Origin of the sequence: Streptomyces sp. NPDC057654 (assembly GCF_042800135.1) — a bacterium.
Taxonomy (GTDB): Bacteria; Actinomycetota; Actinomycetes; order Streptomycetales; family Streptomycetaceae; genus Streptomyces.
In genome coordinates this window covers 14,760-36,712 of the sequence record NZ_JBHVHQ010000004.1, presented here as the reverse complement: position 1 = coordinate 36,712, position 21,953 = coordinate 14,760, and the positions used below count along the sequence as shown (strand labels likewise).

General features: G+C 70.3%; 18 protein-coding genes and 1 pseudogene. 7 read left to right on the top strand and 12 right to left on the bottom strand.

Annotated features, from left to right (window positions below; genetic code table 11):
• Positions 1 to 78: 78 nt before the first annotated feature.
• The 3 genes and pseudogenes from ACFU99_RS01005 to ACFU99_RS00995 all read right to left on the bottom strand — a co-directional run bounded on the left by ACFU99_RS01005 (position 79) and on the right by ACFU99_RS00995 (position 3,322).
• Positions 79 to 1,550 (bottom strand): annotated as a pseudogene (locus ACFU99_RS01005) (UvrD-helicase domain-containing protein).
• A gap of 482 nt (positions 1,551 to 2,032) precedes the next feature.
• Positions 2,033 to 2,887 (bottom strand): DUF6083 domain-containing protein, encoded by an 855-nt coding sequence (locus ACFU99_RS01000; protein ID WP_384383890.1) that lies wholly within the window; start codon positions 2,885 to 2,887, stop codon positions 2,033 to 2,035.
• A 171-nt stretch (positions 2,888 to 3,058) separates the two neighbouring features.
• On the bottom strand, positions 3,059 to 3,322 hold the full coding sequence (locus tag ACFU99_RS00995) for a helix-turn-helix transcriptional regulator (RefSeq protein WP_384383888.1): 264 nt from the start codon (positions 3,320 to 3,322) through the stop codon (positions 3,059 to 3,061).
• Positions 3,323 to 3,768: 446 nt separating this feature from the next.
• On the opposite strand from ACFU99_RS00995, the gene ACFU99_RS00990 reads away from it, so the two are divergent.
• Both ACFU99_RS00990 and ACFU99_RS00985 read left to right on the top strand, forming a co-directional pair.
• Complete coding sequence (locus ACFU99_RS00990; protein ID WP_384383886.1) at positions 3,769 to 4,164, top strand: hypothetical protein; 396 nt, start codon at positions 3,769 to 3,771, stop codon at positions 4,162 to 4,164.
• Positions 4,131 to 4,763 carry a hypothetical protein gene (locus ACFU99_RS00985; protein ID WP_384383883.1) on the top strand — a complete coding sequence of 211 codons (633 nt, stop codon included), beginning with the start codon at positions 4,131 to 4,133 and terminating at the stop codon, positions 4,761 to 4,763. Before ACFU99_RS00990 ends, ACFU99_RS00985 begins: the two co-directional genes overlap by 34 nt.
• A 34-nt stretch (positions 4,764 to 4,797) precedes the next feature.
• Here the strand turns inward: ACFU99_RS00985 and ACFU99_RS00980 are convergent, their stop codons facing one another.
• From ACFU99_RS00980 to ACFU99_RS00950, 7 genes are all read right to left on the bottom strand, one after another.
• Positions 4,798 to 5,517, bottom strand: a complete 720-nt coding sequence (locus tag ACFU99_RS00980; protein ID WP_384383880.1) for a helix-turn-helix domain containing protein — start codon at positions 5,515 to 5,517, stop codon at positions 4,798 to 4,800.
• Complete coding sequence (locus ACFU99_RS00975; RefSeq protein WP_384383877.1) at positions 5,517 to 7,622, bottom strand: hypothetical protein; 2,106 nt, start codon at positions 7,620 to 7,622, stop codon at positions 5,517 to 5,519. The genes ACFU99_RS00980 and ACFU99_RS00975 overlap by 1 nt, the downstream gene beginning before the upstream one ends.
• 25 nt (positions 7,623 to 7,647) lie before the next feature.
• Positions 7,648 to 8,244, bottom strand: a complete 597-nt coding sequence (locus ACFU99_RS00970; RefSeq protein WP_384383874.1) for a helix-turn-helix domain-containing protein — start codon at positions 8,242 to 8,244, stop codon at positions 7,648 to 7,650.
• Positions 8,245 to 8,337: 93 nt separating this feature from the next.
• Positions 8,338 to 9,333: a hypothetical protein gene (locus ACFU99_RS00965; protein ID WP_384383871.1), complete on the bottom strand. Its 996-nt coding sequence runs from the start codon at positions 9,331 to 9,333 to the stop codon at positions 8,338 to 8,340.
• Positions 9,334 to 9,587: 254 nt separating this feature from the next.
• A complete protein-coding gene (tap, locus tag ACFU99_RS00960) occupies positions 9,588 to 11,777 on the bottom strand; it encodes a telomere-associated protein Tap (RefSeq protein ID WP_384383868.1) in 2,190 nt (729 codons plus the stop codon).
• Between the two features lie 122 nt (positions 11,778 to 11,899).
• The gene (locus ACFU99_RS00955; protein WP_384383865.1) at positions 11,900 to 12,523 is read right to left on the bottom strand and encodes a hypothetical protein; all 624 of its coding nucleotides are present in this window, start codon (positions 12,521 to 12,523) and stop codon (positions 11,900 to 11,902) included.
• 511 nt (positions 12,524 to 13,034) lie between these two features.
• Positions 13,035 to 13,205 (bottom strand): hypothetical protein, encoded by a 171-nt coding sequence (locus tag ACFU99_RS00950; protein ID WP_384383863.1) that lies wholly within the window; start codon positions 13,203 to 13,205, stop codon positions 13,035 to 13,037.
• Between the two features lie 719 nt (positions 13,206 to 13,924).
• Here ACFU99_RS00950 and ACFU99_RS00945 point away from each other — a divergent pair.
• The 5 genes from ACFU99_RS00945 to ACFU99_RS00925 all read left to right on the top strand — a co-directional run bounded on the left by ACFU99_RS00945 (position 13,925) and on the right by ACFU99_RS00925 (position 20,375).
• A complete protein-coding gene (locus tag ACFU99_RS00945) occupies positions 13,925 to 14,638 on the top strand; it encodes a TnsA-like heteromeric transposase endonuclease subunit (protein ID WP_384383860.1) in 714 nt (237 codons plus the stop codon).
• On the top strand, positions 14,635 to 16,791 hold the full coding sequence (locus ACFU99_RS00940; protein WP_384383857.1) for a transposase: 2,157 nt from the start codon (positions 14,635 to 14,637) through the stop codon (positions 16,789 to 16,791). Before ACFU99_RS00945 ends, ACFU99_RS00940 begins: the two co-directional genes overlap by 4 nt.
• Entirely contained in the window at positions 16,779 to 17,813 is a 1,035-nt protein-coding gene (locus ACFU99_RS00935; RefSeq protein ID WP_384383853.1) for an ATP-binding protein, read from the top strand. Before ACFU99_RS00940 ends, ACFU99_RS00935 begins: the two co-directional genes overlap by 13 nt.
• Before the next feature lie 107 nt (positions 17,814 to 17,920).
• A complete protein-coding gene (locus ACFU99_RS00930) occupies positions 17,921 to 19,045 on the top strand; it encodes a TniQ family protein (RefSeq protein ID WP_384383850.1) in 1,125 nt (374 codons plus the stop codon).
• Positions 19,046 to 19,175: 130 nt separating this feature from the next.
• Positions 19,176 to 20,375 carry an endonuclease domain-containing protein gene (locus ACFU99_RS00925; protein WP_384383847.1) on the top strand — a complete coding sequence of 400 codons (1,200 nt, stop codon included), beginning with the start codon at positions 19,176 to 19,178 and terminating at the stop codon, positions 20,373 to 20,375.
• Between the two features lie 170 nt (positions 20,376 to 20,545).
• Here the strand turns inward: ACFU99_RS00925 and ACFU99_RS00920 are convergent, their stop codons facing one another.
• Both ACFU99_RS00920 and ACFU99_RS00915 read right to left on the bottom strand, forming a co-directional pair.
• The gene (locus tag ACFU99_RS00920; RefSeq protein WP_384383845.1) at positions 20,546 to 20,686 is read right to left on the bottom strand and encodes a hypothetical protein; all 141 of its coding nucleotides are present in this window, start codon (positions 20,684 to 20,686) and stop codon (positions 20,546 to 20,548) included.
• Positions 20,687 to 20,828: 142 nt separating this feature from the next.
• On the bottom strand, positions 20,829 to 21,911 hold the full coding sequence (locus tag ACFU99_RS00915) for an IS630 family transposase (RefSeq protein WP_384383842.1): 1,083 nt from the start codon (positions 21,909 to 21,911) through the stop codon (positions 20,829 to 20,831).
• Positions 21,912 to 21,953 lie beyond the last annotated feature (42 nt).

Below are 21,953 nucleotides of genomic sequence, written 5' to 3'. Positions count from 1 at the left end.
GCGCCGGTGGGAGGAAGAGCCCAGCCTCCCTCCCACCGGCGCGTCTGCGGTCGTCGCGGACACCCCGGAAGCGACACCTCATGCCAGAGTCGCTGCTGAGAGGTTGTCAGGGTGGTCGTGGATCCAGGACAGGCCGCCCAGGTCGAGGCGTTGGCGGGTGCGGGTGACGGCTACGTAGGCCAGGCGGGCTTCGGCATCGTCAATGGGGTCGGGTGCCTTGGGGGTGCCTGTCTCAGCAGTGTCGTCCTTGGGGCGGGCAAAGTCGTCGGCGATGAGTACGCGGGGCCATTCGCGGCCTTTCGCCTTGTGGGCGGTGGAGACGGTGACCTGGGCGTGCGGCTCGGGGGCGAGGTGAGCGACGGCGGCGAGGATGGCGTCGGTGCCGTGGGTGTCGACGAGGTTGACCAGGGGCTGCAGATCGCGTCCGGCCGGGTCATGTGCGGCGTAGTCCTGCAGTTCGCCCCAGCTGGGGAAGAGGATGAGTTCGGGGTGGTGGGTGCGGCGGCCTTCCTTAGGTCGCGGGCGGCGAGGGCCAGGGCCTGCAGGCTGTCTCCTCCCCCGGCCAGGGCGACCCGGTGGCTGGCGGCCATGAGGGTCATGACGTGGGCCATGGCGCCGACATTGGTGCGGCACAGCACGGCGTCCGGCCGGGTGACGGGGCCGAGTTCGGTGGGCACGGCGGGGGTACCGGTGAGACGGATCGGGGCGTCGGCCAGGTGCAGCCAGCGGTTGGCCTCGGCGGCGAGGTCGGGGCCGAAGCGGAAGGACTGGGACAGGGTCAGGTGGGTGCCGGTAAAGCCGGTCATGACGTCTTTGGCGCCGCGCCATTGGTAGATGGCCTGAGCGGAGTCGCCGACCATGACCAGCTGGGCGTGCTCGCGCTGGGCGAGGAAGATCTGTTCGACGACGGGGTTGGTGTCCTGGGCCTCGTCCAGTAGCAGGAAGTCGGCCTGGATGCGCGGCCGGGCAAGGGCCCAGATCTTGAGGTAGTGGTCGTGGTCGAAGCGGACGGCGCCGTCGTCCGGGTACTGCAGGTCGGCCCAGGCTTTGTGCGCGAACGGCAGGATTTGGGTGGCGAGTTCGCGGTGGAGGCCGGGGTCGTCCAGTCCGCGCAGGCGGGGGACGTGGTGGCGGGTGATGATCTCGTCCGCGGTGTGGCAGAAGCGGGTGACGGTGCGCAGGGCGGCGTTGGACAGGGCGCGTTGGGAGATCTCCCGGTCGCCGATGCGGACGGCTTTGGTCAGGCCGAGGGCTTGTCCGGTCTGCCAGGCTGGGCGGCGGGGTGCGTTCAGGCGGCGGGTGTAGCGGTGGCCGACGGCCGCGTAGGCGAGGGCATGGGCGGTCTTGCACTGCACGGTGGTGGGGAAGCGGGCGGCTGCGTCCTGGGCGATGGCCCGGTTGTAGGCGAGGTAGCGGCCGCGGCGGGTGGTGGCGCGGGCGAGCAGGGTCAGGGTGGTGGTCTTGCCGGTGCCCGCGCCGGCCTGCAGGGCAAGGTGGTCGCCAGCGTGGAAAGCGTCGGCTGCTGCGGACTGCTCGTCGGTCGGGTTCATGAGGTGGGTCCTTCCAGGGGGCGGGTGAGGGCGTGCCCGACGGCGGACAGCAGGTGCGCGGGGGTGGTGCCGGCGAGGAGTTGGCGTACGGTGCGGTCGAGCCGGTCGGCCTCCTGGTCGGCGTGCTCGGGCCAGGGCGCGGTGGATGGTCCCTCGTACGTAGCCTTCGGAAGGCTGGCCCGCGCGGCGGGCGTTGCGTTTCAGGGCTGTGTAGATGGCGGGCGGGAAGGCGACGTTGAGGAGGACCCGTCCGCGGGCGTCCGGGTAGTGAGTGGTGATCACGTCGATGGGCAGCCGGTCGGTGAGGCGTCGGCGCAGGCGGTGGGCGGCACGTTCGGGGGTTTTGCCGCTCGTGACGGCCATGAGGCGGGTGGTGTCGTGGTTGGCTGCGAGCGGCCAGGCACGGGCGGCGTGGTGGAGTTCGGCCGCTGTCAGGGGCCGGGTGAGCAGGATTTCCAGGGCATGGTGCGACATCGTCACCGTCACCGATTCCTCAGTCGACGTGCCGGGGTGTGCGGCAGGCGGGTGCGGATGTGGGGCGCATGCAGGAGGGGGTCGAAGGGCTGCCACCCAGTCAGTGCGAGGTCGGCGGCGCCGGGGCTGGCTGCGTGTCGTCGGCAGCGCTGGGCGCGCCAGCGCAGCTGCTCACTGTAGGGGAGGTGGCCGAGGTCGTAGACGGCCATCAGGACGTCGGGGAGGGCGAGTTGGCCGCGGCGGGGTCCGGTGGGCAGCAGTCTCCACGCGCCCGCGGGTCCGGTGGGGGTGAGGACGGGTTGGGGGCAGCGGTGGCGGTGGCGGGTCCGGACCACGCAGCGGATGTGTTCGACCCCGTGCTCGGCGAGATAGCGGCACAGCAGCATCTGCACGACGGGACAGGTGGCGCCATCGGCGGTGTGCGGACGGGTGGGAGGCGGGGCGGGGGTGAAGGCGCCGGTGTCGATCAGACAACGGGTGCGCACGGCGAGCTGGCGGCGGATCGCGTCGAGGGCGGGGCCGGTTCGGTATAGGGGGATGCGGCGGGGGCAGAGCACGGCGTGCGGGACGCGGCACCATGGGCTGCCATCGCCGTGCGGATAGGCGATTCCGCTGCTGAGGTGCCAGCGGCAGGGCTCGGGGACGTGTGTGGCGGTCAGTTCGGTGGGGTGCAGGGCGATGGGCCGCTGGTCGGCGCGCTGATAGAGGTCGATGCGGCTGCCGCACTGACGGCAGCGGCCGCTTTGGCCGTGGCGCAGCAGGCGGCTGGGGCTGTGTGCGGCCACTTGGAGGGGACGGCGGGAGTGCAGATGGCGTGGGCTGCCGTCCCAGTGGCGGCCGGTGGGGATGCGGTCGGGGCACATGGCGGGGACCGTGCCAGGCGGCGTTCGCCCCCGGAACGCATGGCGGGAGGCATGTCCCCCAACTGGCCCCACGATTCCGAACATACGAACCACCAGGCGGTCACATGTTCTGGGACTGTTTGCCGTTCGGGTGATTCTGCCGTGTAGTAGCCAGTGAGAGCAGGCAGGGCTTCAGGCGTCCTGCGAACCAGGCGGGGTGTGGTTGCCGCACAGAGCGCCAAGCAGTTCCTCGATGGGAACGTCGAAGGCGTGCGCGAGGGCGTGCCAGGTGGTGACATTGCCCGCGGCGCGGCCGTGTTCGAGGTCGATGACGGTGCGGCGGGCCAGACCGCTGCGGTCGGCGAGTTCGTCGAAGGTCCAGCCGCGGTCATTCCTCAGACGCGCCAGCGTTACGCGCAGGGCGGTGAGGTCGGGATCGGGCTGCAAGATCGGCACCCCATCATCCGACGGTGCAGACACCTGCCCTGTCAGTGCGAATTTCTGCACTTTCGGTCTCTATGGAGGCCGCCGATTACGGTGTGGGAATCTGCACTACCGTGCGTTCGTCCCAGGTGCCTCCGATGGAACGCACTGGTCACGGCGGCGCTGAACGACAGGAGGGCAACCAGCCGATGAGGCTTGCCGGTGCGCACGTCACAGTGCGGCGTATCTGGACGGTGGAACTGCGTTCACGGGCGGGGGAGCCGAGTCTTGTCTGTGCTCACTGCACCGCGCACACCTCTCTCAGGGCTGCGTCCGCGCGGTCCGCCGTCCTGGCACATCTGGCCTGTCACGCCAGGACCGATGTACTCCCAGGGCATCTGAGGACCTGCCAGTGCCGGGAGCGCGGGTGCTCATGGCATCCGCGTCACCGCGGCTGCGCCGACCCCGTCCTGCTCGCCTTGACCCGCGACCACAGCGGCCGCACCTGGCGACTGGCCGATGCCTGCGCCGCCTGCGCCGCAGCAACCAGCCGCACGGCCATCGTGCCGGACACCGTCCATGGCCCACGCAGGCCGCGGCCTGCCAGTTGCCCGGCGGCCCTCACCGCCGCCGGGGCGCAGCCTGCAGCATCCGGCGAGCGGCTGCGCGTAGCGGAGATGCTCACCTACCTGGCCGCCGCGCTCCCCAGGTTCGCCTCCCCCGCCGCGCGGCTGCTGGCCCTCCAGTGCGCGCTGCGCGCCGACACCCGCGGTCATGTCCGGCTGCCGGCCGGGCTGTTGCGGGGCATGTGCCTGCGCGGGAGCGAGGAAAGGTCAGCACCATGCCCGAGACAACGACTCCCGCTTCTGAACTGACATCGCAGTACGCCGCCCAGGTGACGGGTGACCTTGAGCGCAACGCCAAGGAGCAGGAACGTGTCGGTGTGGAGATCGCCTCCCTGCAGGAGCAGCTTGCCTCCCTGCAGCACGACCACACGGTGCTGGTGAACATGCAGCAGGCGCTGGGCATCACCACAGCGCCGGCGGAGCCTGCGGCAGAGCCCGAAAGCGCAGCGGTGCCCTCTCCCCGGCAGAAGGCCAGTGCCGCGCGCGGTGGGAAGCCCAGGACGCGGAAGTCCACCACCACGTCGGAAGAGGCAGCAGCCAGGAAGCCCGTGGCCAAGACGGAGGGTGCCCCGAAGGCGGCCCAGCCCACCCTGGTCGAGCTCATCCGCCGTCACCTTGTCGAGCTGAAGGAACCGCGCTCCGCTGCGGAGATCTCCGCAGCGCTGGGCCAGGCCCACCCCGAGCGTCAGATCGCGACCAAGGTCGTGCGGGTCACGCTCGAAGGGCTCGTGGCCAAGAGCCAGGCTGAGCGCACCAAGCAAGGCAAGTCCGTCTTCTACACCGCCCCTGCGCCCGAGTCGGCGGGCGCGTCTGATGCCGAGACGCAGTCCGAAGACGCTGACCGCTGAGGGACCGTGTGGGGTGGCGCTGCCCCTCGCTCTGTCAGCGGGGGCGCCAGGTGCGGATTTCGAGGTGGATGATGTGGGCGTCCGGGCGGATGCGTCCGGTCTCCACGAGCCATTGGTGCACGGCGGCGGTGACGTCGCCGCCTGCGGCGTCCACGCGGCGGGCGAGGTCGGCGGCGTCGAAGCCGCCGGTCTGGGCGGAGCCGTAGGAGCGTTCCTCGGTGTGGTCGGCGCGCTGGATGACGTCGCGGCGGATGCCGGGTGAGTCGGTGGGGCTGCCGGAGGGGTGCAGGTAGCCCGTCTTGGCCAGTCGGACCGTGAAGGCCAGGCGCAGCCCGCGACGGGCGGCCTCGGCGATCAGGGGGCGCAGGCGGGCGGAGCCGGAGGCGATGGCCTGGGCGCCGACGCGGCCGGTGCCGGAGCCGGTCGGGGTGATCAGGACGGCCTTGGACCGCACCCGGGCGCGGGCGCCGGAGGCGGTGGTACGCCGGTGGGTGTGCCGGGCGGCGATAGCGGCGAGTTCGGGCAGTTCGGTGATGCCACCGGTCTCTACGGCGGCCAGGACCTGCCGCAGGGCTGGGACGAAAGCGGCACCCTTGTTCTTGGTGTAGAACTGCGAGACCAGGGAGGGGTCGCGGTCGATGATGCGGGCGATGTCCCGTTTGGTGTAGCCGGCCTGCTGGAGCCGGTCGGCGAGGCGGGCTGCCTCGTTCAACTGCCTCTGATTCCCGGGCTGGTTGCGGCGGCGGGGCGGCATCAGGCCTCCTGGCCGCTGGTGGTCAGGGCGGCACGTCCGGCGTCCCGGAGCGTGAGGAGCTCTTCTTCGGTGGTGGGGGCGGTGACGGGGCCGGTGAGGTGGCCGCGCAGGAGGTAGTCGCCGGGCTGGTGGTGGTAGGGCCAGCTCTGGGGCTGGGTGAGGTAGAGGGCGTCGGTGCGGAAGGCGACGACGGTGCCGGGCGGGGCGTGCAGGGCCCCGGCGTAGGTGTCGTCGTCGCGGTGGCGTTGGGTGAGCAGGGCGGCGCGGGCGCCGGACCAGATGGCTGCGGCCCATTCGGGGTGGGCGTTGGGGTCGCGGCTGAAGCCGGTGGGCTTCTGCCAGGTGATCAACTCGTCGTCGAAGCCGATGATTTCGGCGTCCGGGGGTACGTCGCGCTCCATGGGGCGGGGGGTGGTGCCGGTGACCATGCGGGGGCGCTGGGCGAAGGACCCGATGCCGTACAGGAGGATGGCGCGCACGGCGCGGGAGGCGAGGTGGGCGGCGCGGGCCTGCTGGGCGTCGCCCTGGAAGTGGGCCTGGGCGGAGAGGTTGGTCCAGGTCTCCTTGAGTTTCTTGGCCCAGTCGTCGAGGGGTTTGCCGTCCTCCCAGAGGATGCCGTCGAGGATCTCGATCTGCCACGGCTGGATGGGGTTGGTCAGGGCGGTGTGGACTTCCGGGCCTCCGGCCCAAGTGGTGAAGGTGGTACCGGGCTCGGCCGGGTAGTGCCAGGCGCGCTCGCCCGGGGCGGGGGCGGGCAGCAAGCCGACGCGGTTCCAGGCGTCGGGGACCGTGACGCGCACCTGCCAGTGCCCGCATCCGTACAGGGCGCGGGTCTGTTCCTTCTCCGACCAGGCGGCGAAGGCGGTCGCGGTGATGCGGCGGGGGGTGCCGACCGGGGACTTCCAGGTGTGCTTGGCGTAGGCGAAGGTGCGGTCGTATTCGACGAGTTGAGGCAGCTGCTCGGGGACGCGGGGCGGGGTGAGCAGTTCGTTGCGGCCCTGGCCCGCAGTGGCGTGCAGCAGGCCGCGCAGTTCCTCCGACAGGACGGGGAAGCCGTCAGCGTACTGGCCACGCTGCGGAATGGTACGGGTCCACAGGTCGCGGCCGGTCTGGGAGGGGGAACCCATGAGCACGGCGTCGCTCCAGTGGCGGCGCAGTGCCTGCCACAGCAGCACGAACGCGTCGCGCACGGTTGCCGGGTCGTCACCGTCGACATCGAACCACTCCCCCACGGAGCGGATCTCCACATGCTGCTCGCCGCTCTCGCGCTGGTAGCGGCCGACGGGGTTGCGGGCATGGACGAAGTGCCCCGCCATCCGGTCGCGGCCTCGGCCGGTGTCCGTACGCCAGCCCGGGATGGGCGCGTTCAGCCAGGCGGCGACCGCATCGCGCAGGTACGGGTAGCGGTCGGCGTCGCGGTGCCAGGGGTCACCGGCGGTGATGTAGATCCGCTCCACGCCCTCGGGGATGGCATGGAAGACGGCAGTAAGGATGTCGGCCGCGGTGGCGGTGCCAAGGTCGAGGCGGTGGGTCTGGTTGCGGTGGACCAGGACGCCGGTGGTGGTGTCGAGGAAGACGGTGGAGCGTGCCTGCTGGGTGAAGTTGGGGCGGGTGGAGACAAGGCCGGAGGTGTGCGTGCACCACGCGTTGCCCCGGTCGCCTTCGGGGATGGAAGGCAGGGCGCGCGGTGCATCCGTGGCTGCGGGGGTCTTCGCGACAGGGGCCTCGCTCGCGGCAGTCGGGGCCGGTACGGTCGGCTGCGGAAGAACGGTGTCCACTGCGGCCGCTGCTGCTCCTGGCTGCGGTTGGGGCGTGAGCTCCGTGGGGGGCTTTGCGGCCGTCTCGGGGGCAGGCTGCGGCTGGGGGGCGTCGCTGTCGGCGAGGCTGTCGGGGGCCAGGGCGGGAGCCAGAGCGACGACGTCGGCCACGCTCAGCCCGGCCGCCGGGGCGATTCGTTCCGCCGACGCCTTCGCGTGCCCGGTGAGCCGGACGATCTGCTTGTCCCGGTCGGCTTCCAGCTTCACCAGCTGCGCTCGGGCCTTCCTGATCGCGTCCCGCACACCTCGCAGGTCGGCGAGAGCGGTGTTGTAGCTCTGTGCGTCCATCGGGATCCTTGTCCGGGCCTGGTGTTCAGCTGGCGGTGTGGGTGGGGACGTAGGCGATCGCGCCGCCGGAGCGGGAAGCGAGCCGGGTACCCAGAAGCAGTTCGGCGAGCCGTTGGTCGTCGGCCGCATGGGAGGTGATGGTGGTCGTCGGGGTGGCCAGATCGGTGACGTAGCCGGCCAGGCGGGCGCCAGGGAAAGCATGACGGCCTTCGTCGTTCTTCTCCCACCACTCCAGGCCGGTCAGGACGGCCACGACGTAGCCGGACAGGGTTACCGGCAGCACTCCCCCGGCCGCGACGCTCGCCGCATCGCATCGCCACCAGCCGCGTAGCGCCTTGAGGAGGTCGTCGGGGGTGAGGGAGGCCGCGAAGCCGATCCAGTCCCGGTCCGGCTCGTCAGCCCGCTGGGCCGCATCGACCCGCAGCACGGCGATCTCGTCGGCCTCGATCTGTTCCAGGGGTGCGTGGCGGCGCGTGCTGAGGGACTGCACTGCAGCGAGAGGGATCATGACACGCACACCGCGGCGGGACAGGCCGGGCAACAGTCCGGCCTGTACGAGACGCCGGAAGGTGGTGACAGCGCAACCCAGCTCCTCGGCCGCCTGCCCGGTTGTCAACAGCACCGAACCACACACCCTTACATGCGCACTCTAATATCTGATTAGGCACTACATTAGGGGCAGACGGAGGGGCTGTCAAAAGACGGCACTGGGGTCTCAGTAGGTGTAGCGGGCGGCCTCGTCGGCTGCGGGACCGATGGCACCGATCTTGTTGAGACGGCCGATGACGGCTCCTTCACCGCGTCCGAACTCCTGTGAGAGTTCAGGGATGCCCGCGCCTTGGGCCGAGCGTCGGGCCAGCAGCTGGTCGTCCTCGGGTTTCCACTCCTTGTAGGCGTTCGGGTTTGCCTCGCGTTTGTCCGCCACGGTGTAGGCCTTGGGCTGCTCGGGAGTGGGCAGCGCCCGCCGGCCGGGGACGAGGTCATCGGGGAAGGGCTCCAGCTTGAGGTGGTGCAGCTTCCACCGGATGGATGCCTCGCCACGCCCGAACTCGGCTGCGAGCGCCGCGGTGTCCTTTCCTTCCGCGTGGGCGGCACGCAGACGTTCGAGCAGTTCCTCAGTCCAGGGCGCGCCACGGTGCACAGGCTTGTCGGATGGGGCGGGTGCCGAGGGAGCCGGTGATGGTGAGGGCAGACAGACTCCGGCGGCCGCGTTTAGGAGACGTGAGAGAGGGGCCAAGTCGGTGCCATCTACCTCCCCGGTGAGGTCTCCGCAGATCTCGCCGCCGGCAGAGCTGATGATGACGTTCACCTCGATCCGTCCGTCATCGAGCGGTTCCGCGTCGAGGTCGTAGCGGCGGTCGTCGGCATAGATCTGCAGTTTGGCGACGGGCGCCGGGCCTGGCGGTGCAGGTTCGGCCGGGGAAGCATCGGGCGGTGTCCTGTAGGGGGCTGACAGAAGTTCGTGGACGTGCCACGAAGCCAGGAGCGTGTCCCCACTGTCGAGTTGGTAGGTGGCAGTGCTGGGCTCGAGGTCGCTGACGGCATACAGCACGTGCAGCGTCTGGCCGGCGAACAGGCTTGCCTCGCGTCCGGCCTGGGCCCGCGCGGGGAGGGTCAGGGAGCCCTGCCCGGGCTGGGATTCGTGGATGTCGGCGTCGGGGTCGCCGTGCCACGTACCGCGGGTGTCCATGAAGGCGTACATCAGGATCATGTCGGGTGCTTTCTGGGTGATGGGGGCGGTAGCGGAATCGGCGATGCCTGGGTTGGGTGCGGATCCGGGCACCGGAAGCAAGAGGCGGGGCCGGTATCGGCATCAGAGATGCCGCGCGGTCCATCCCGTGGGCGTCCCGGCGACGGGCGGCGACGAGCCCGGTGGACATAGCCGGACAGGAGAAGAGGTGTCCTGTCTGCCGTGACGGCGGTGAGCCGCCGACGAGCAAGGGCTCGGTGAAGGCGTTGCCCCCTTTAGAACAGGGTTATGGCTGGCTCGTCCGGGGCGTCGGGATGGGAGGGGTGTTCAGGGAGTGGCAAAGGGATCGCGTCGGGGTTTTCGATCCATGCCGCGGGATTGATCTGGCGCGCCATCAGGGCGTGGGCCCAGTCCATGGTGTTCGTGCCGTAGAGCGCGACATGACCGAAGCGGGACCCGAGGGTGAAGCTGCCCGGGACGGGGCGATCGTCGGGGAGGATGTCCAGGGCCGTGGGCCGGGTCGCGGGATAGACGACGCAGCCGGAGAGCACTGCCAGCGGGTAGCGGCCCGCGTTGGCCATGCCGGTCATCTTGCGGTGCAGGTCGGTACGAGCGGCGGCGACGATGGCGGCGCGGATATCGGGGCGCCAGGTGACGCGCTGGAGCGCCGGCCAGCGCTCGTAGGGAGCCTGGTTGGGGTCGGTGGGGCCTTCCTGGAGTTTGTCGATGCCGCCGTCCGCGGTGGCTTTGATGACCGACAGCAACATCCAGTCCAGCCGGTCGCCTTCGGCTTCGGCTTGCTCGCAGGCATGCAGGAAGGCGGAGCCGGTGGCCTCGGGGCCGATCCGCAGGCGGCGCAGCACCTGCCAGTAGGCCTCGCGCAGCCGTTTGTTCCACGGCTCGAGGTAGGTGCCGCCGTTGCCGCGCCGCACGTAGGCCTTGATCGGTTTGATGGTGAGTCCGGCTCGGGATGCAATCGTCTGGGCGTAGGCCAGGGTGGGGGTGGCGTACCAGGTGGGGCCGGTGGGCGGTTGTCCGTTCGCGGTGAAGGGGGATGGCAGACGGGAGTCGGTGGCGATGTCGGAGAGGTCTGCATACCAGGTACCTGGCAGGGACGGGTCGAACACGGGCTGGTACTCGAGGGGGCCGGGCGGCCCGTAGCCGACCTTGAGCTTGCCTGCGGCGTTGGTGAAAGCGAAATTGGTGTCGAGGCCGACGACGTGGTGGTAGCTCTCGCGTTCCCGCTGGGAGGGCTGCCGGAACCAGTTATAGGTCTCCTCGTGCAGGACGTCGTCGGGGTCTCTGTCGCGGACCGCCACCGGGTGGTTGGGGGGTGCTTCGGGTGGGGCGGGGTCGTGCGCCACAGTCAGGGCGCCGCGTACGGCAGGCTCCAGGACGCGTTGGCCGCTGCCGGCGTGCGTGGCCCACTGTTTGGGCGGGCGCAGCTCGGTCATCAGGTCCGCGCCGCAGGTCGCGGGGGTGTCGCAGGGGGTCAGCACGGTGTCCGCGTAGCGGGTCGTCACCACGGCGAGGTCCTCGGCGTCCAGAGCGTGAAGACCCCAGCTTTCCCTCAGTGCTCCCCAGGGCTGGATGGCGAGCCGGACCGTGATGCGGTGGCCTTCGATCAGGCGGGCCTGCAGCCGGCTCCAGGGGCCCATGCCCGGTTGAACGGGCTTCCATCCGGCCCGGTCCAGGTCGGCCAGGACGGGATGGTCTGCCGGCAGCGGCCGTTCGACGGGATCGTCCGGGGCAAAGGGAAGTCCGAAGAAGCTGGTGGTGGCTGCGGTGAGGATGAGCAGCGGCAGGAGGTGATTTCCTTTGGCGTGCAGCCGGGGTGCTCCGATGCCGCGTGTGTAGGCCCATGCCAGCAGGTCGGGCAGGGTTCTTGCCGGGCACTCGATGCTGCGGTGGTCCTTGATGTGGGCCACGAGGCGGTCGTCGTCGTTTTGATAGTCGAGGACCGCCAGTGGTCCGAGAGGAAAGCCTTCGGGCGGTTTCGGCAGGCTAAGCGGCGGTCGGGGGCCCGGGGACGGCTGTGGAGGGATGGCCGGGCCTTGAAGGGCACAGTGGGTACCCGGGTGTAGCCAAGGTCCTGCGGGTTTACTGGTGGTGAGCTGGCCGCACCGTTCGCATCGGCCCATCGGCCGTCCGCAGCCGTCGCACGGCGGTACCGGGCGGGGCTGGCGCGGCGAAGGGCCAAGGCGTCGGCGCAGAGCGGCCCAGTCCGGTTCGTAGGCGGGGGGCAGCTCTTCTTGGATGCGGTTGAGCAGGCGCAGGTAGGCGATCTCGTCGCCCCGGTCAGCGCCCCGGTGTCCGGCCTCCCAGGCCGCCATGTCGTCCGTGTCCTGGTTGAGGGTGCTGGCGAATTCCTCGAGGGAGGAACCCCAGGCTTCCCGCAAGCGGCGGCGTTCTTCGGGCGCAGGCAGCCGGGGCGAGCGGGGACCGCGCCCGATCAGGGCGTCCACTGCTGCGAAGCGTTCGTTCATGTGCGGGTCCAAAGGAACTGATGTCGGTCAAGCAGCGGTGGCGGACCGTTCGTTGCCGCTTGACCGATCCGTCGACGGGACGTGCGCTTTGCCGGTGCCGGTCAGGCCGCGGCGGCCTGCAGGGCCAGAACGTGCGCGCGGTCAACCAGGCCGATACGCAACTGCTCGTCGGCGTCGTCCCCTCCGCGGTTCCGGCTGGCTCGCGCCAGTGCTGCGGCTGCATCGTGGGCTGCACGCTGCCGCGGAAGGTCCGAGATGCAGGGATTCGGGTCGATGAGCGGGGCTTCTGCGAGCACGATGGCCGCGCAGTGAAAGCCGACATCCTCCAGTGCCGCCGCTGCGCCCCGGGCCAAAGCGGTCGTGCGCACGCCGCGCGTGGCCGCTTCCAGAAGTACGAACACGCCATGCACCATCAGTTCCTGATGGTTGGCCAGGGGCTGGGAATGCAGCCAGGCCACAGCGTTGTCGGCGCGGCTGAGCGCGGCACGCACATGCGCCCACTGCTCCCGGGTCGTGCAGCGGGGCGGGTCGAGATACAGCTCCTGGGCATCAGTTCGGCGATCGTGGGCCTGCTCCAGGGCGCCCTCCGCGTCGGCGGCGGTCTTGAGGGCTTCCGCGTCGGCGGTGCGACCCACGCTCTTCAACAGGCCAGCCAGACGGTACACCGGCGTGAGGTCTGGGTACTGAGGCTGCATTTCCCTGGGGACGGGCGAGATGACGGCCATGGCTGGCTCTCCTTCACAGGTACGGCGAGACGGCGGTGCACGCGCGATAGCGACGTGGGGTAACGACGCAGCCCTGCAGTCCTGTTGAGCGCAGGCTGACAGAGGGCAGCGTGCTCGGAGGAAGCGTTCACAGCGCGGACCAGCCGAGGGCCAAGGCCGCCGGTCCGGTCAGCGGCCGGGTCGGTGGTACGAATGGCGGGCGCTTCCCACCCGCACCTATCGACACGGGCCCATGACGGGTGGCTCGTGCGGGCGCTGGGTCGCCCAGACAGTCCTCGGGATGCCACCAAGGGGTGCTCGGCAGGTCGAGGACAGAGGGCGGGGCGGATCCACTGGCGGCCGGTGTGCGCGGGTGCCGTCGGTGGCCTGTGTTGCATCGGTCCACGGCATCCGGGAACTTGGGCCGTCACGCGCTCAGTTCATGCTTGCCTTCTCCTCTTCGGCAGTGGGCAACGGGGGTGCGTGTCTGTTGCTTCGCTGCGCAGCATGCCCGATCCGAACGAGTCTTGGTTCAGGTGAGCGAACGGTTCTCCACCCGTACGACCATCTGACCTGCACGAATCTCCATGCGGATCTTCGACAGAACACCCGTTTGAGTGGCGCGGGTGCGGCTCCGTTTTGATTGCATCGCTCGTTCGAGCTGTTCGAGCCGGAATGTCTTCCCGTGCCAGGCCGTGTCCACCACAGTGATCGTCCTCAGGTTCCGTTCAGGCGGACGGCAGATGGGCTTCCCTGCCGCCCGGCGGACCGGTCTCACCAGCGCACAACGGGCTGGCAAGTCGTGGGGCATCGGCTCTGCTCAATCACTTTTTTCGAAGGAAGTGTGACCTTTTCATGTCTGGAACTTCTGTGTGGGAACACGAGCAGCCGCCTGGATCGGTGCGCGCTTCGCTTCCGCTCCGTTCCCGGCGGATCGACCCCGCGCTGGTGGAGGCATGTTTCGTGGATGAGTCCGGTAGGGAGCAGGTGATGCCGTGGCTCCAGGCAGGCGGGGAACGGGCGCTGGAGGAGTGTCTTCCCGTACGGGATTTCCGGTGCCGCGGAGTCGGCGGATCGCGCCAGCCTGACACTGGCCGACGCCCGCGGCTCGTGTGGCGCCGCGGGCACCCTCACCGTCGGCCGGAAGAGCCGCGGTGTGCGCCCTGGACGTGGGGGACGAGGTCGCTGCGCAATCCGCCGGCTGCGGCCTGCCGCCCATCCCGTCTGCTGTCGCCGGCCGATATGCCTCGCCCGTTTCCCAGGTAGCCGTGCCGACCGCCCGGTCGGCGCCTCAGCCCTGATCTTCGGTCCTGATTCTTTCCCGTATGGGAGTTGTTCGTGATCTCTCTGTCTTCCGTGGCACAGCGGCCCGGTCCTTGTCCTGCTTCACCCGCCAGACGCCGCCTGGCCGATCCTGCCCGCATGACCGCACGGTTCGTGGATCCTGCTGGCATCGAGCACGAAGCGCCGTGGCTTGAGGCCGCCGGCGAACAGCGGCTGGAGGAGTGTCTGCCGGTGCAGCAGTTCCCGGTGCTGAAGGGCCGCCGGGTGGCACCGGGCTGGTGGTGGTCCTCGACCAACGGCTATCTGGTGCACTACGGGTTCAAGGCCATGCGCACACAGGTCATGATGCTGGACCGTGACCCGCAGGTGGTGGCACTGGCCTGTCGGCCGGTTGAGCTGCTGTGGCACGGCCGGGGCGGCAGGACGGTGTCGCACGCACCGCATCTGATGGCGCGTCTGACGGACGGCAGCGGGCTGCTGGTGGACTGTGCGAGCCGGTTCGGGGCGGGGCGGCGACTGGTGTGGCGGGCCGCCCACCTGGAGGGTGCGGCGGCCGCGGCGGGCTGGCACTACCGTCTGGTCGCACCGCCGCCGCCCGTGGTGGAGGCCAACGTGCGCTGGCTTGCCGGCTACCGGCATCCGCGGTGCGCGCAGGGCCGGTTGCCGGAGGTGGCCGAGTGTTTCCGGGCGCCGACGGCGCTGGTCGAGGGGGTGCGGCTGCTGGGTGATCCGATCGCGGTGTGGCCGTCGGTATTCCACGCGCTGTGGGTGGGTGTGCTGAGCGTGCCGCTTCGGCGCCCGCTGCACGAGCGGGTCGTCGCGGTGGCGTGCGCGGCGGAGGCCGGGCGGTGAGTCGGCCCCTACTCAGGCTCGGCACCGGCGTGCGCTACGGCGGCCGGGAATGGACCGTCGCGGGTATCGAGGCATCCTCGGCATCCGGTGCGCGGATCTGGCTGTCCGGGACGGAGAAGAAGGACGGGGAGGACACGCTGGCGGTGTTCGGGCTGGCGGAGTTGCTCGGCGATGCGTCGTTCGAGCCGGTGGGCGGTCCGCCGCGCCTGCGGGTGCCGCAGATGGGTCTGCTGTCGACGGTGTCCGAGGGCGAGCAGTGGCGTGCGTTTCAACTGGAGCGGCACGTCCGTGAGGTGGAGACGAGGTGTCCCGCCCCGGACGGCACGGCGTCGGTGAGACCTGAGTACGATCCCGCGTCCACCACGCTGGCCCAGCGTGAGCAGGCGAAGGCCGATGAACTGGCCGCGCAGGGCTGGGCGGACGTGAGCCGGGCGACGGTGCGCAGGTGGCGTGCGCGCTACCACGCGGACGGGGTGTGGGGGCTGGTCAAGAAGCGTCGCAGCTCGGCGCGGCTGGTCCGCGCCGATCCCCGGGTGGTCGAGGCGCTGCGCACCCTGCTGGCTGTCGAGGCTTCCCACTCCCGGTCGCGGGGGTGGAAGAAGCGGATGCGCCAGGAGGTGCAGTGGTGGCTGGACGACCACCACGGCGAGGACGGCCGGCGGACGGTCGAGGTGCCGCCGCAGTCCACGTTCAGCAAGCTCCTCGACCTGGTGGAGACATCCCTCGGGTTGCAGGGGACGGTGGCGCAGCGGCGTGCCCGCGCCGCCCGTCCGGCCCCGCCGTTCACACCGACGCTGGCGCTGCGTCCGGGTGAGATCGTGATGCTGGACAGTTCGCCGCTGGACGTGCTGGTGGTCCTGGACGACGGGGTGGTGGGGCGTCTGGAGCTGACCATCGCCGTGGATGTGGCCGTGCGCGGTCTGTGGGGGGTACTGCGGCCGGCGGGGAGCAAGCTGACGGACGTGGCGGTGCTACTGGCGCAGATGATGACACCGATGGTGATGCGGCCCGGCTGGTCTGCGGCGCTGTCGATGACCTCCTCGGTCGTGCCGCACGAGCGGCTGACCGGCATCGACGAGCGGCTGAAGGACGCGGCGGCCCGTCCCGTGATCGTGCCCGAGACGGTCGTGGTCGACCAGGGCAAGGTGTTCGTCTCCCCCGCCACCCGGGCCGCGTGCGAAAGCCTGGGGATCTCGCTGCAGCTGGTGCCTCCGGCCAACGGACCGGCCAAGGGACATGTGGAGAGGCCGTTCGGTTCGATCAATTCGCTGTTCTGCCAGTGGCTGCCCGGCCACACCGGTTCGAACGTGAGCGAGCGCGGCTCCAAGGTCGAGCAGGAGCCGCTGTGGACCGCGGCCGAACTCCAGGCATTGTGGGAGGAGTTCCTCGTGCACTGGCACCACCGCCCGCACGCAGGCCTGAGGCATCCGCTGATGCCGAAGAAAGCCCTCACGCCCAACCAGATGTGGGCGGCGCTGCTTCCGGTGGCAGGGTATGTTCCGGTGCCGCTGTCGGCGGACGACTTCGTGGAGCTGCTGCCGGTGCGCTGGCAGCCGATCACCGATGCCGGTATCCGGTTCGACTACCGCACCTACGACGGCAGCTGCCTCAACGGCCGCCGCGGGCAGGACTCCGGGGTGCGGGCGCAAAAGGGCCTGTGGGAGGTGCACTACAACCCCTACGACCCGGTCCGGATCTGGGTCCGGCTGCCGGAGGGTTTCCGTGAGGTGGCGTGGATCCACACCACCTCGGTCGCGCTCCCGTTCACGCACCACGTCTGGGAACACATCTGCAAGGTGGTCGAGCGCACCGGTTCGCGTGAGGAACACGAGGCCGAACTGGCCCTGGCCCTGGACGCCTTCCTCAGGCGGGCCGCGGGCAAAGAGAAGCTGTCCCCCACGGAGCGGCGGGTGATGGCGAAGTCCCGCGCCTCGGAGAGCGTGCCGGTGCCCGCGGGCGAGATCAATGTGCTGGACGTGCTCGCCCCGTCGTTCGGGCTGGCCGGCGTGTACGCGGCGCCGGATCCCGACGACGAGACCCTGCCGGACGAGGACGAGGACGTCATCGGTGACGGGCCGCAGGCCGGCCATGTCTCAGGAGGGTCTCTCATCCTCAGCGACCAGGACCTTAAGGAGGACCAGTGGCTGCCGTAACTGCTGCCGTGGGCGGCGACTTCTCCGACGGCGATGTCACTCCCGGCGCGGTCACGGACTGCGTCCGGTGGCAGGAGTACGTCTGCCGTCTGCGGGTGACCGCCCCTCCGGTGGACGATCCGTCCTGGGACCAGGCGAGGCGGCTGAATTACCACTCGGAGTTCGTCACCCTCAAGACGCCTTCCATGGAGCGGGCGATGGCGGAGCTGAGGGTCACGCTGCTGGTGAACAACAAACAGCAGGGCACCGCCCGGCGCGGGCTGATCGTGTCCGGACCGCCGGGGGCGGGAAAATCGACCACGCTCATGGAGCTCGGCCGGTCCTTCGAACTGAGTGAACGGCGCCGCCGGCCGGGCCTGGAGGACTCCATGCCCGTGCTGTTCGCTTCCGTCCCGCCCACCTACACGCCCAGGAACCTGGCCAAGGTCCTCGCCCGGTTCGCCGGCATCCCCGTCCATGACCGGATGACCGAACACACCATCACCAACGCCGTGTGCCACGTCATGTTGGAGCGGGGCACCCAGCTGGTGTTCATCGACGACGTGCACCTGCTCAACACCCGTACCCGGCCCGGCGCCGACACCTCCGACCAGGTCAAGACCCTGATGGAACGAGTACCCGCGACGTTCGTGCTGGCCGGTGTCAACGTGGAGGACTCACCGCTGCTGACCGGGCCCCGCGGTGCCCAGCTCGCCGCCCGCTGCAAACTCCTGCGTACTGCCCCGCTGCTCAACGGCACCCCGGAGCAGAAGAAGATGTGGCACACGCTCCTGCGTGACATGGAGGGGGCACTGCGGCTGGCCCGCCACCGGCCCGGAACGCTGGTACGCCACGCCGCCTACATCCACCTGCGCACCGGCGGCGTGATGGCCAGTCTCTCCCTGCTCGTCAGGGAGGCCGCGATCCGCTCCATCCTGGACGGAAGCCTCGCGATCACGAAGAAACAGCTGTCGCAGGTGCTCCTCGACGTCCAGGCCACGAACGCGGCGCGCGCCACTCTGCGGCCACGCACCGGCAACTGACCGGTGCAGCGAAGGCCCCACCCGGGCCTCCCGTCGCACGGGGCGCTGAGCCATGGCCGCGCCCCTGCCCTCAACACCCCCACGCGCAAAAGACAAGGACGATGCTGGTGCAAGCCTCCGCCTCCACGCTTGTTCGTATCCCGCCCGTGGCGGGGGAGCTGACCGGCTCCTGGTTCCGGAGGATGGCCGCCCCTTACGGTCTGCCCGCGCAGGACTTGCTGCGGGGCATCCTGAGCGGCGCGCACCGGGTGCAGGTGACGGGCACCCCGGGCACCGGCCTGGAACTGTTCCTCAACGCACCCGCACGTACGGCCCTGGCCCGCTCTACCGGTCTTCCCCTGTCCCGGCTCACCCGCCTGCTGCCCGCGCTCGCCGCCCCGCACGGGCGGCTCGCGGACGACGAGAACCTGCGGGCCGCCTGGTACACGCCGGGCGAGGCATGGGTGGGGACCTGTCCTGCGTGTACCGGGCGGGCCTGGCGGCCCGGACAGCCTGTACTGGTGTACCCGGGAACGGCCGGGCACGTCTGCCGGCGTCACCGGCGCTGGCTCCTCGCGCACCCCTGGAGCCCGGCGAGCATTCCGCTGCAGAGCCTGCCCGAGGTGCTCACTGCGCACCGCCGCCATGCCGCTCTCGTACGGGCCCGCCCTGATGCCGCGGATGTGGTGGCCCTCGCCGCAGCGGTGGTGTGGTCGTGGCAGGTACAGGGGTGGAGATCCGAGACGGTCTGGCAGGACCGCGTACGCCGGCTGGCCGCAGCCACGGGGTGCACGCCGGCGGCCGTAGCGCCGCATGCGCTGGTGTCCTACCCGGAGACGATCGCCGTGGCCCGGCTGCTCGGCGCTCCGCGCTGGCAGCAGCAGCTGCGTGAAACCGCCGCAGCCCAAGGGGCCGCCGCAACGGAATTGCTGCTCCGGGAAATCAGCCACCAGGCCGACAGGCCGTGGCTCGCGGACTGGCTGATCGCCTACACCCGAGCCAAGCCCAGGACAGCCGTGCAGACCGATCCGCTCGATCGGTGGCTGCACCGGCTCACCGCCGCGAGCACCAGCAGTGACGGCTTGTGGACGGTGCACCGGACGGCGGCACGGCCCACCGAGTACAGCGACCGTGCCAGCTTCCTCACCGACCGCCGTCCCCGCACCGTCTGCGAAGAGGCCGGGGCAGCCTTCCTGACCGGTGGTTGGGAACCTGTGCCCTCCCCGCGGCCCGGGCCGACGCAGTACCCGTGACATCTCCCGGCCCTATCCCCGGCTCCCCTGCCCGCCGTTCCCGGCCCGGACCGCATCGCGTCGGCATCCGCAGGCCGCCGCCCACTGCACGCCCCGCCCCACCCGCTCCCCCACAAGGAGAGACACACCCATGGCACCGATCAGTCGGGAGTACGCCAACCAGCTGCTGGCGGAACTCACCGAGGGCTGCCCCGTCCCCGCAGCACCCGCCTCGCTGTCCCGCTACACCTTCCAGATCAGCAACCACGTCCTCATCGGAGACACCGCCGTTCGCGGCTACAAGTACAAGGGCCGGTGGCGGCTGGACGACCGGGACATCCGCGCGGCCGGCAACCGGCTCGCCTCGCTCCCCTTCGACCCCGACGACCTGGTCGACGCCCGTCTCTCGTCCGCCGAGCACAACCGGACGTGGCGCTCACAGATCGACCGCTGGTTCGAGCACGTCTCCTACCAGGACCAGCGCGCCAACGGCTGCCGCTGCGAAGGACGGCAGCCGTGCAGCCGTACCCTGCCCAACCGCTACGGGCTGGGGTGCGGTGCGACCTTCGAGCAGGTCGAGGAACGCTACGACCGGTCGCCCATCGCGTGCACCAGCCCCCTGCCGCTGCTGACGTGGTCCGGCAACGCCTGGATGGTCCCGCGTGCCTACGCCGCTCTCCTCGACCGGGCCGACCGGATCGCCGCCGAGTGCGTCGAACAGGCCGCCCGATGCAGCCGCTGCAACGCCACCGGAGACGTCTCGAAGTGGCGTACGTCCAGCAACAGCGGCTACACCACCCTGTGCCCCGCGTGCGCCGCCTCCGTCGCCCGCCCCTACAAGGACCATCTGCGCGGCAGGCTGTATGCGTCGCTGCCGAAGAACTCGCAGCCGGAGGCGTTCTTGTGCCGGATGTGTTCCGGTCCGCGGCAGGCCGTGTACTGGGACCACTGCCACACGCACGGATGCGTGCGCGGGCCGGTGTGTGCCAGCTGCAACACCTACGAAGGCGGCGGCCACCGGTTCATCCACCAGCCGGGCGCGGTCAGCCACCTCCTGCGGTGCGACGGCTGCCGCCGCGACAGGACCCTGCCGCCGCGCCACCAGCCCGACATCGTGCTGCAGACGTCCGCGCTCGACCCGCACGGCCCGTGCGCGAAGCAGCCCCGCTCCGTGTGGGGTTCGGTTCAGGAGGACGGATCGATCCGTTTCCGGCTCCGCTGCTGGCAGTGCGCGTTGGCACCCCGGTGGGAGCAGGTCGTGCCGGCCGCTCAGGTCAGGCAGCTGGTACGGGAATTCGTCGACAAGGCCCTGGAGGCCGGTGCCGACGCCCCCGGCCAGGAATCCGCCTGACGGCCCGTCCCCTCATCGCCTCTCTTCCTGAACTTCTCCTCCCCCGCGTCCGCCCGTGGGCCGGGCATCAACGCAACGAGACACGTCATGGCCTGCACACTCCCTGCTCCTGCCGTAATCCGTCCAGGGGTGACGGTATGAGCCTCACCATCTGCCAGGATGACCGCAGCTCACCCCTCCGTCTCTTCCTCGACGCGGAACTGCCCGACGTCGCGGCGCTGGTGGGCGACTACCGCTCCCGCCTGCCGCAGCACCCGGATACGGTCCAGCCGCACAGCAGTGGACCGGTCGACCGCCAGGGCCTGGGCCAAGCCATCGATCTGCGGCTGCGGATCGCGTTCGGCTCACCCGTCGCCTCGTGTCTTGCCCCGGATCAGACTCTGCCCGAAGGACCTTGGGGCGTCACCCGTTCGACGGACGCTCGTTTCCACGGGGAGAGCAGCACAGCCGAGCCTAGTGAGCTGGTCCGGAGATTCGTGTGCAGTAGTGGCAGATGCGGTCGATGATCTGGTCGGCGGTCTTGGTCCATTTGAACGGCCGGGCGGTGTCGTTCCAGGTGTCGATCCACGCGTCCAGGGAGGCTTTGAGGGCGTCGAGTGAGCAGAAGGAGCCGCGCTGCAGGCAGCGTCGTTCCAGTTCGGCGAACCATCGCTCGATCTGGTTGATCCATGACGAGTAGGTCGGGGTGAAGTGCAGGGTGAACCGGGGGTGTGCGAGCAGCCATTTGTGCACCGTCGGCGCCTTGTGCGCGGAGAGGTTGTCGCAGACGACATGGACCGCGAGCGGGGGCTCGACCTGGTGGTCTATCAGGTCGAGGAAGTCCCGGAAGTCCTGTGCCGCGTGGCGGGCCGACCATGCGGCGATCACCGTGCCGGTGGCGGTGTTGAGCGCCGCGAACAAGTCCACGGTGCCGTGCCGGACATAGTCGAAACTGCGGCGTTCCGGGGTGCCGGGGATCATCGGCAGCACGGGTGCGGTCCGCTCCAGCGCCTGGATCTGGGGCTTCTCGTCCACGCAGAAGACTGCGGCCTTCGCTGGCGGGGCGAGGTAGAGGCCGACCACGTCGCGGATCTTGTCGGCCAGCAGCGGATCGGGGGAGATCTTGAACTCCTCGAACCGGTGCGGCTGGAGGCCGAAGGCCCGCCAGATGCGGTGCCCGCTGGTCGGCGAGATACCCACCACCTTGGCCAGCTCGCGCTTGGACCAGTGGGTGGCGCCCTTCGGTACCTCCTCCAGGGTGCGGACCACCACCTCCTCCACCTTCGCGTCGGTGATGCTGCGTGGCACTCCGGGCCGGGGCTCGTCGCACAGCCCGTCCAGCCGGCGGCACAAGAACCGGGCCCGCCATGTGTTCACGGTGGTGCGGCTGACGCCCAGCCGGGCGGCGACCGCCGTGTTGCTCCGGCCCTCGGCGCACGCCAGCACGATCAGGGCCCGCTTCGCCAGGCCCTGCGCGGTCGAACGACGCGTCGCCCAACCGCGCAGGATCTCGGTCTCGTCCTTCGTCAGCTCCAGCGGCTGCAGCTTGCTGCCCATGCCCCCAGCACACCGCTCACGGAAGACCAGCACAGCCAAATA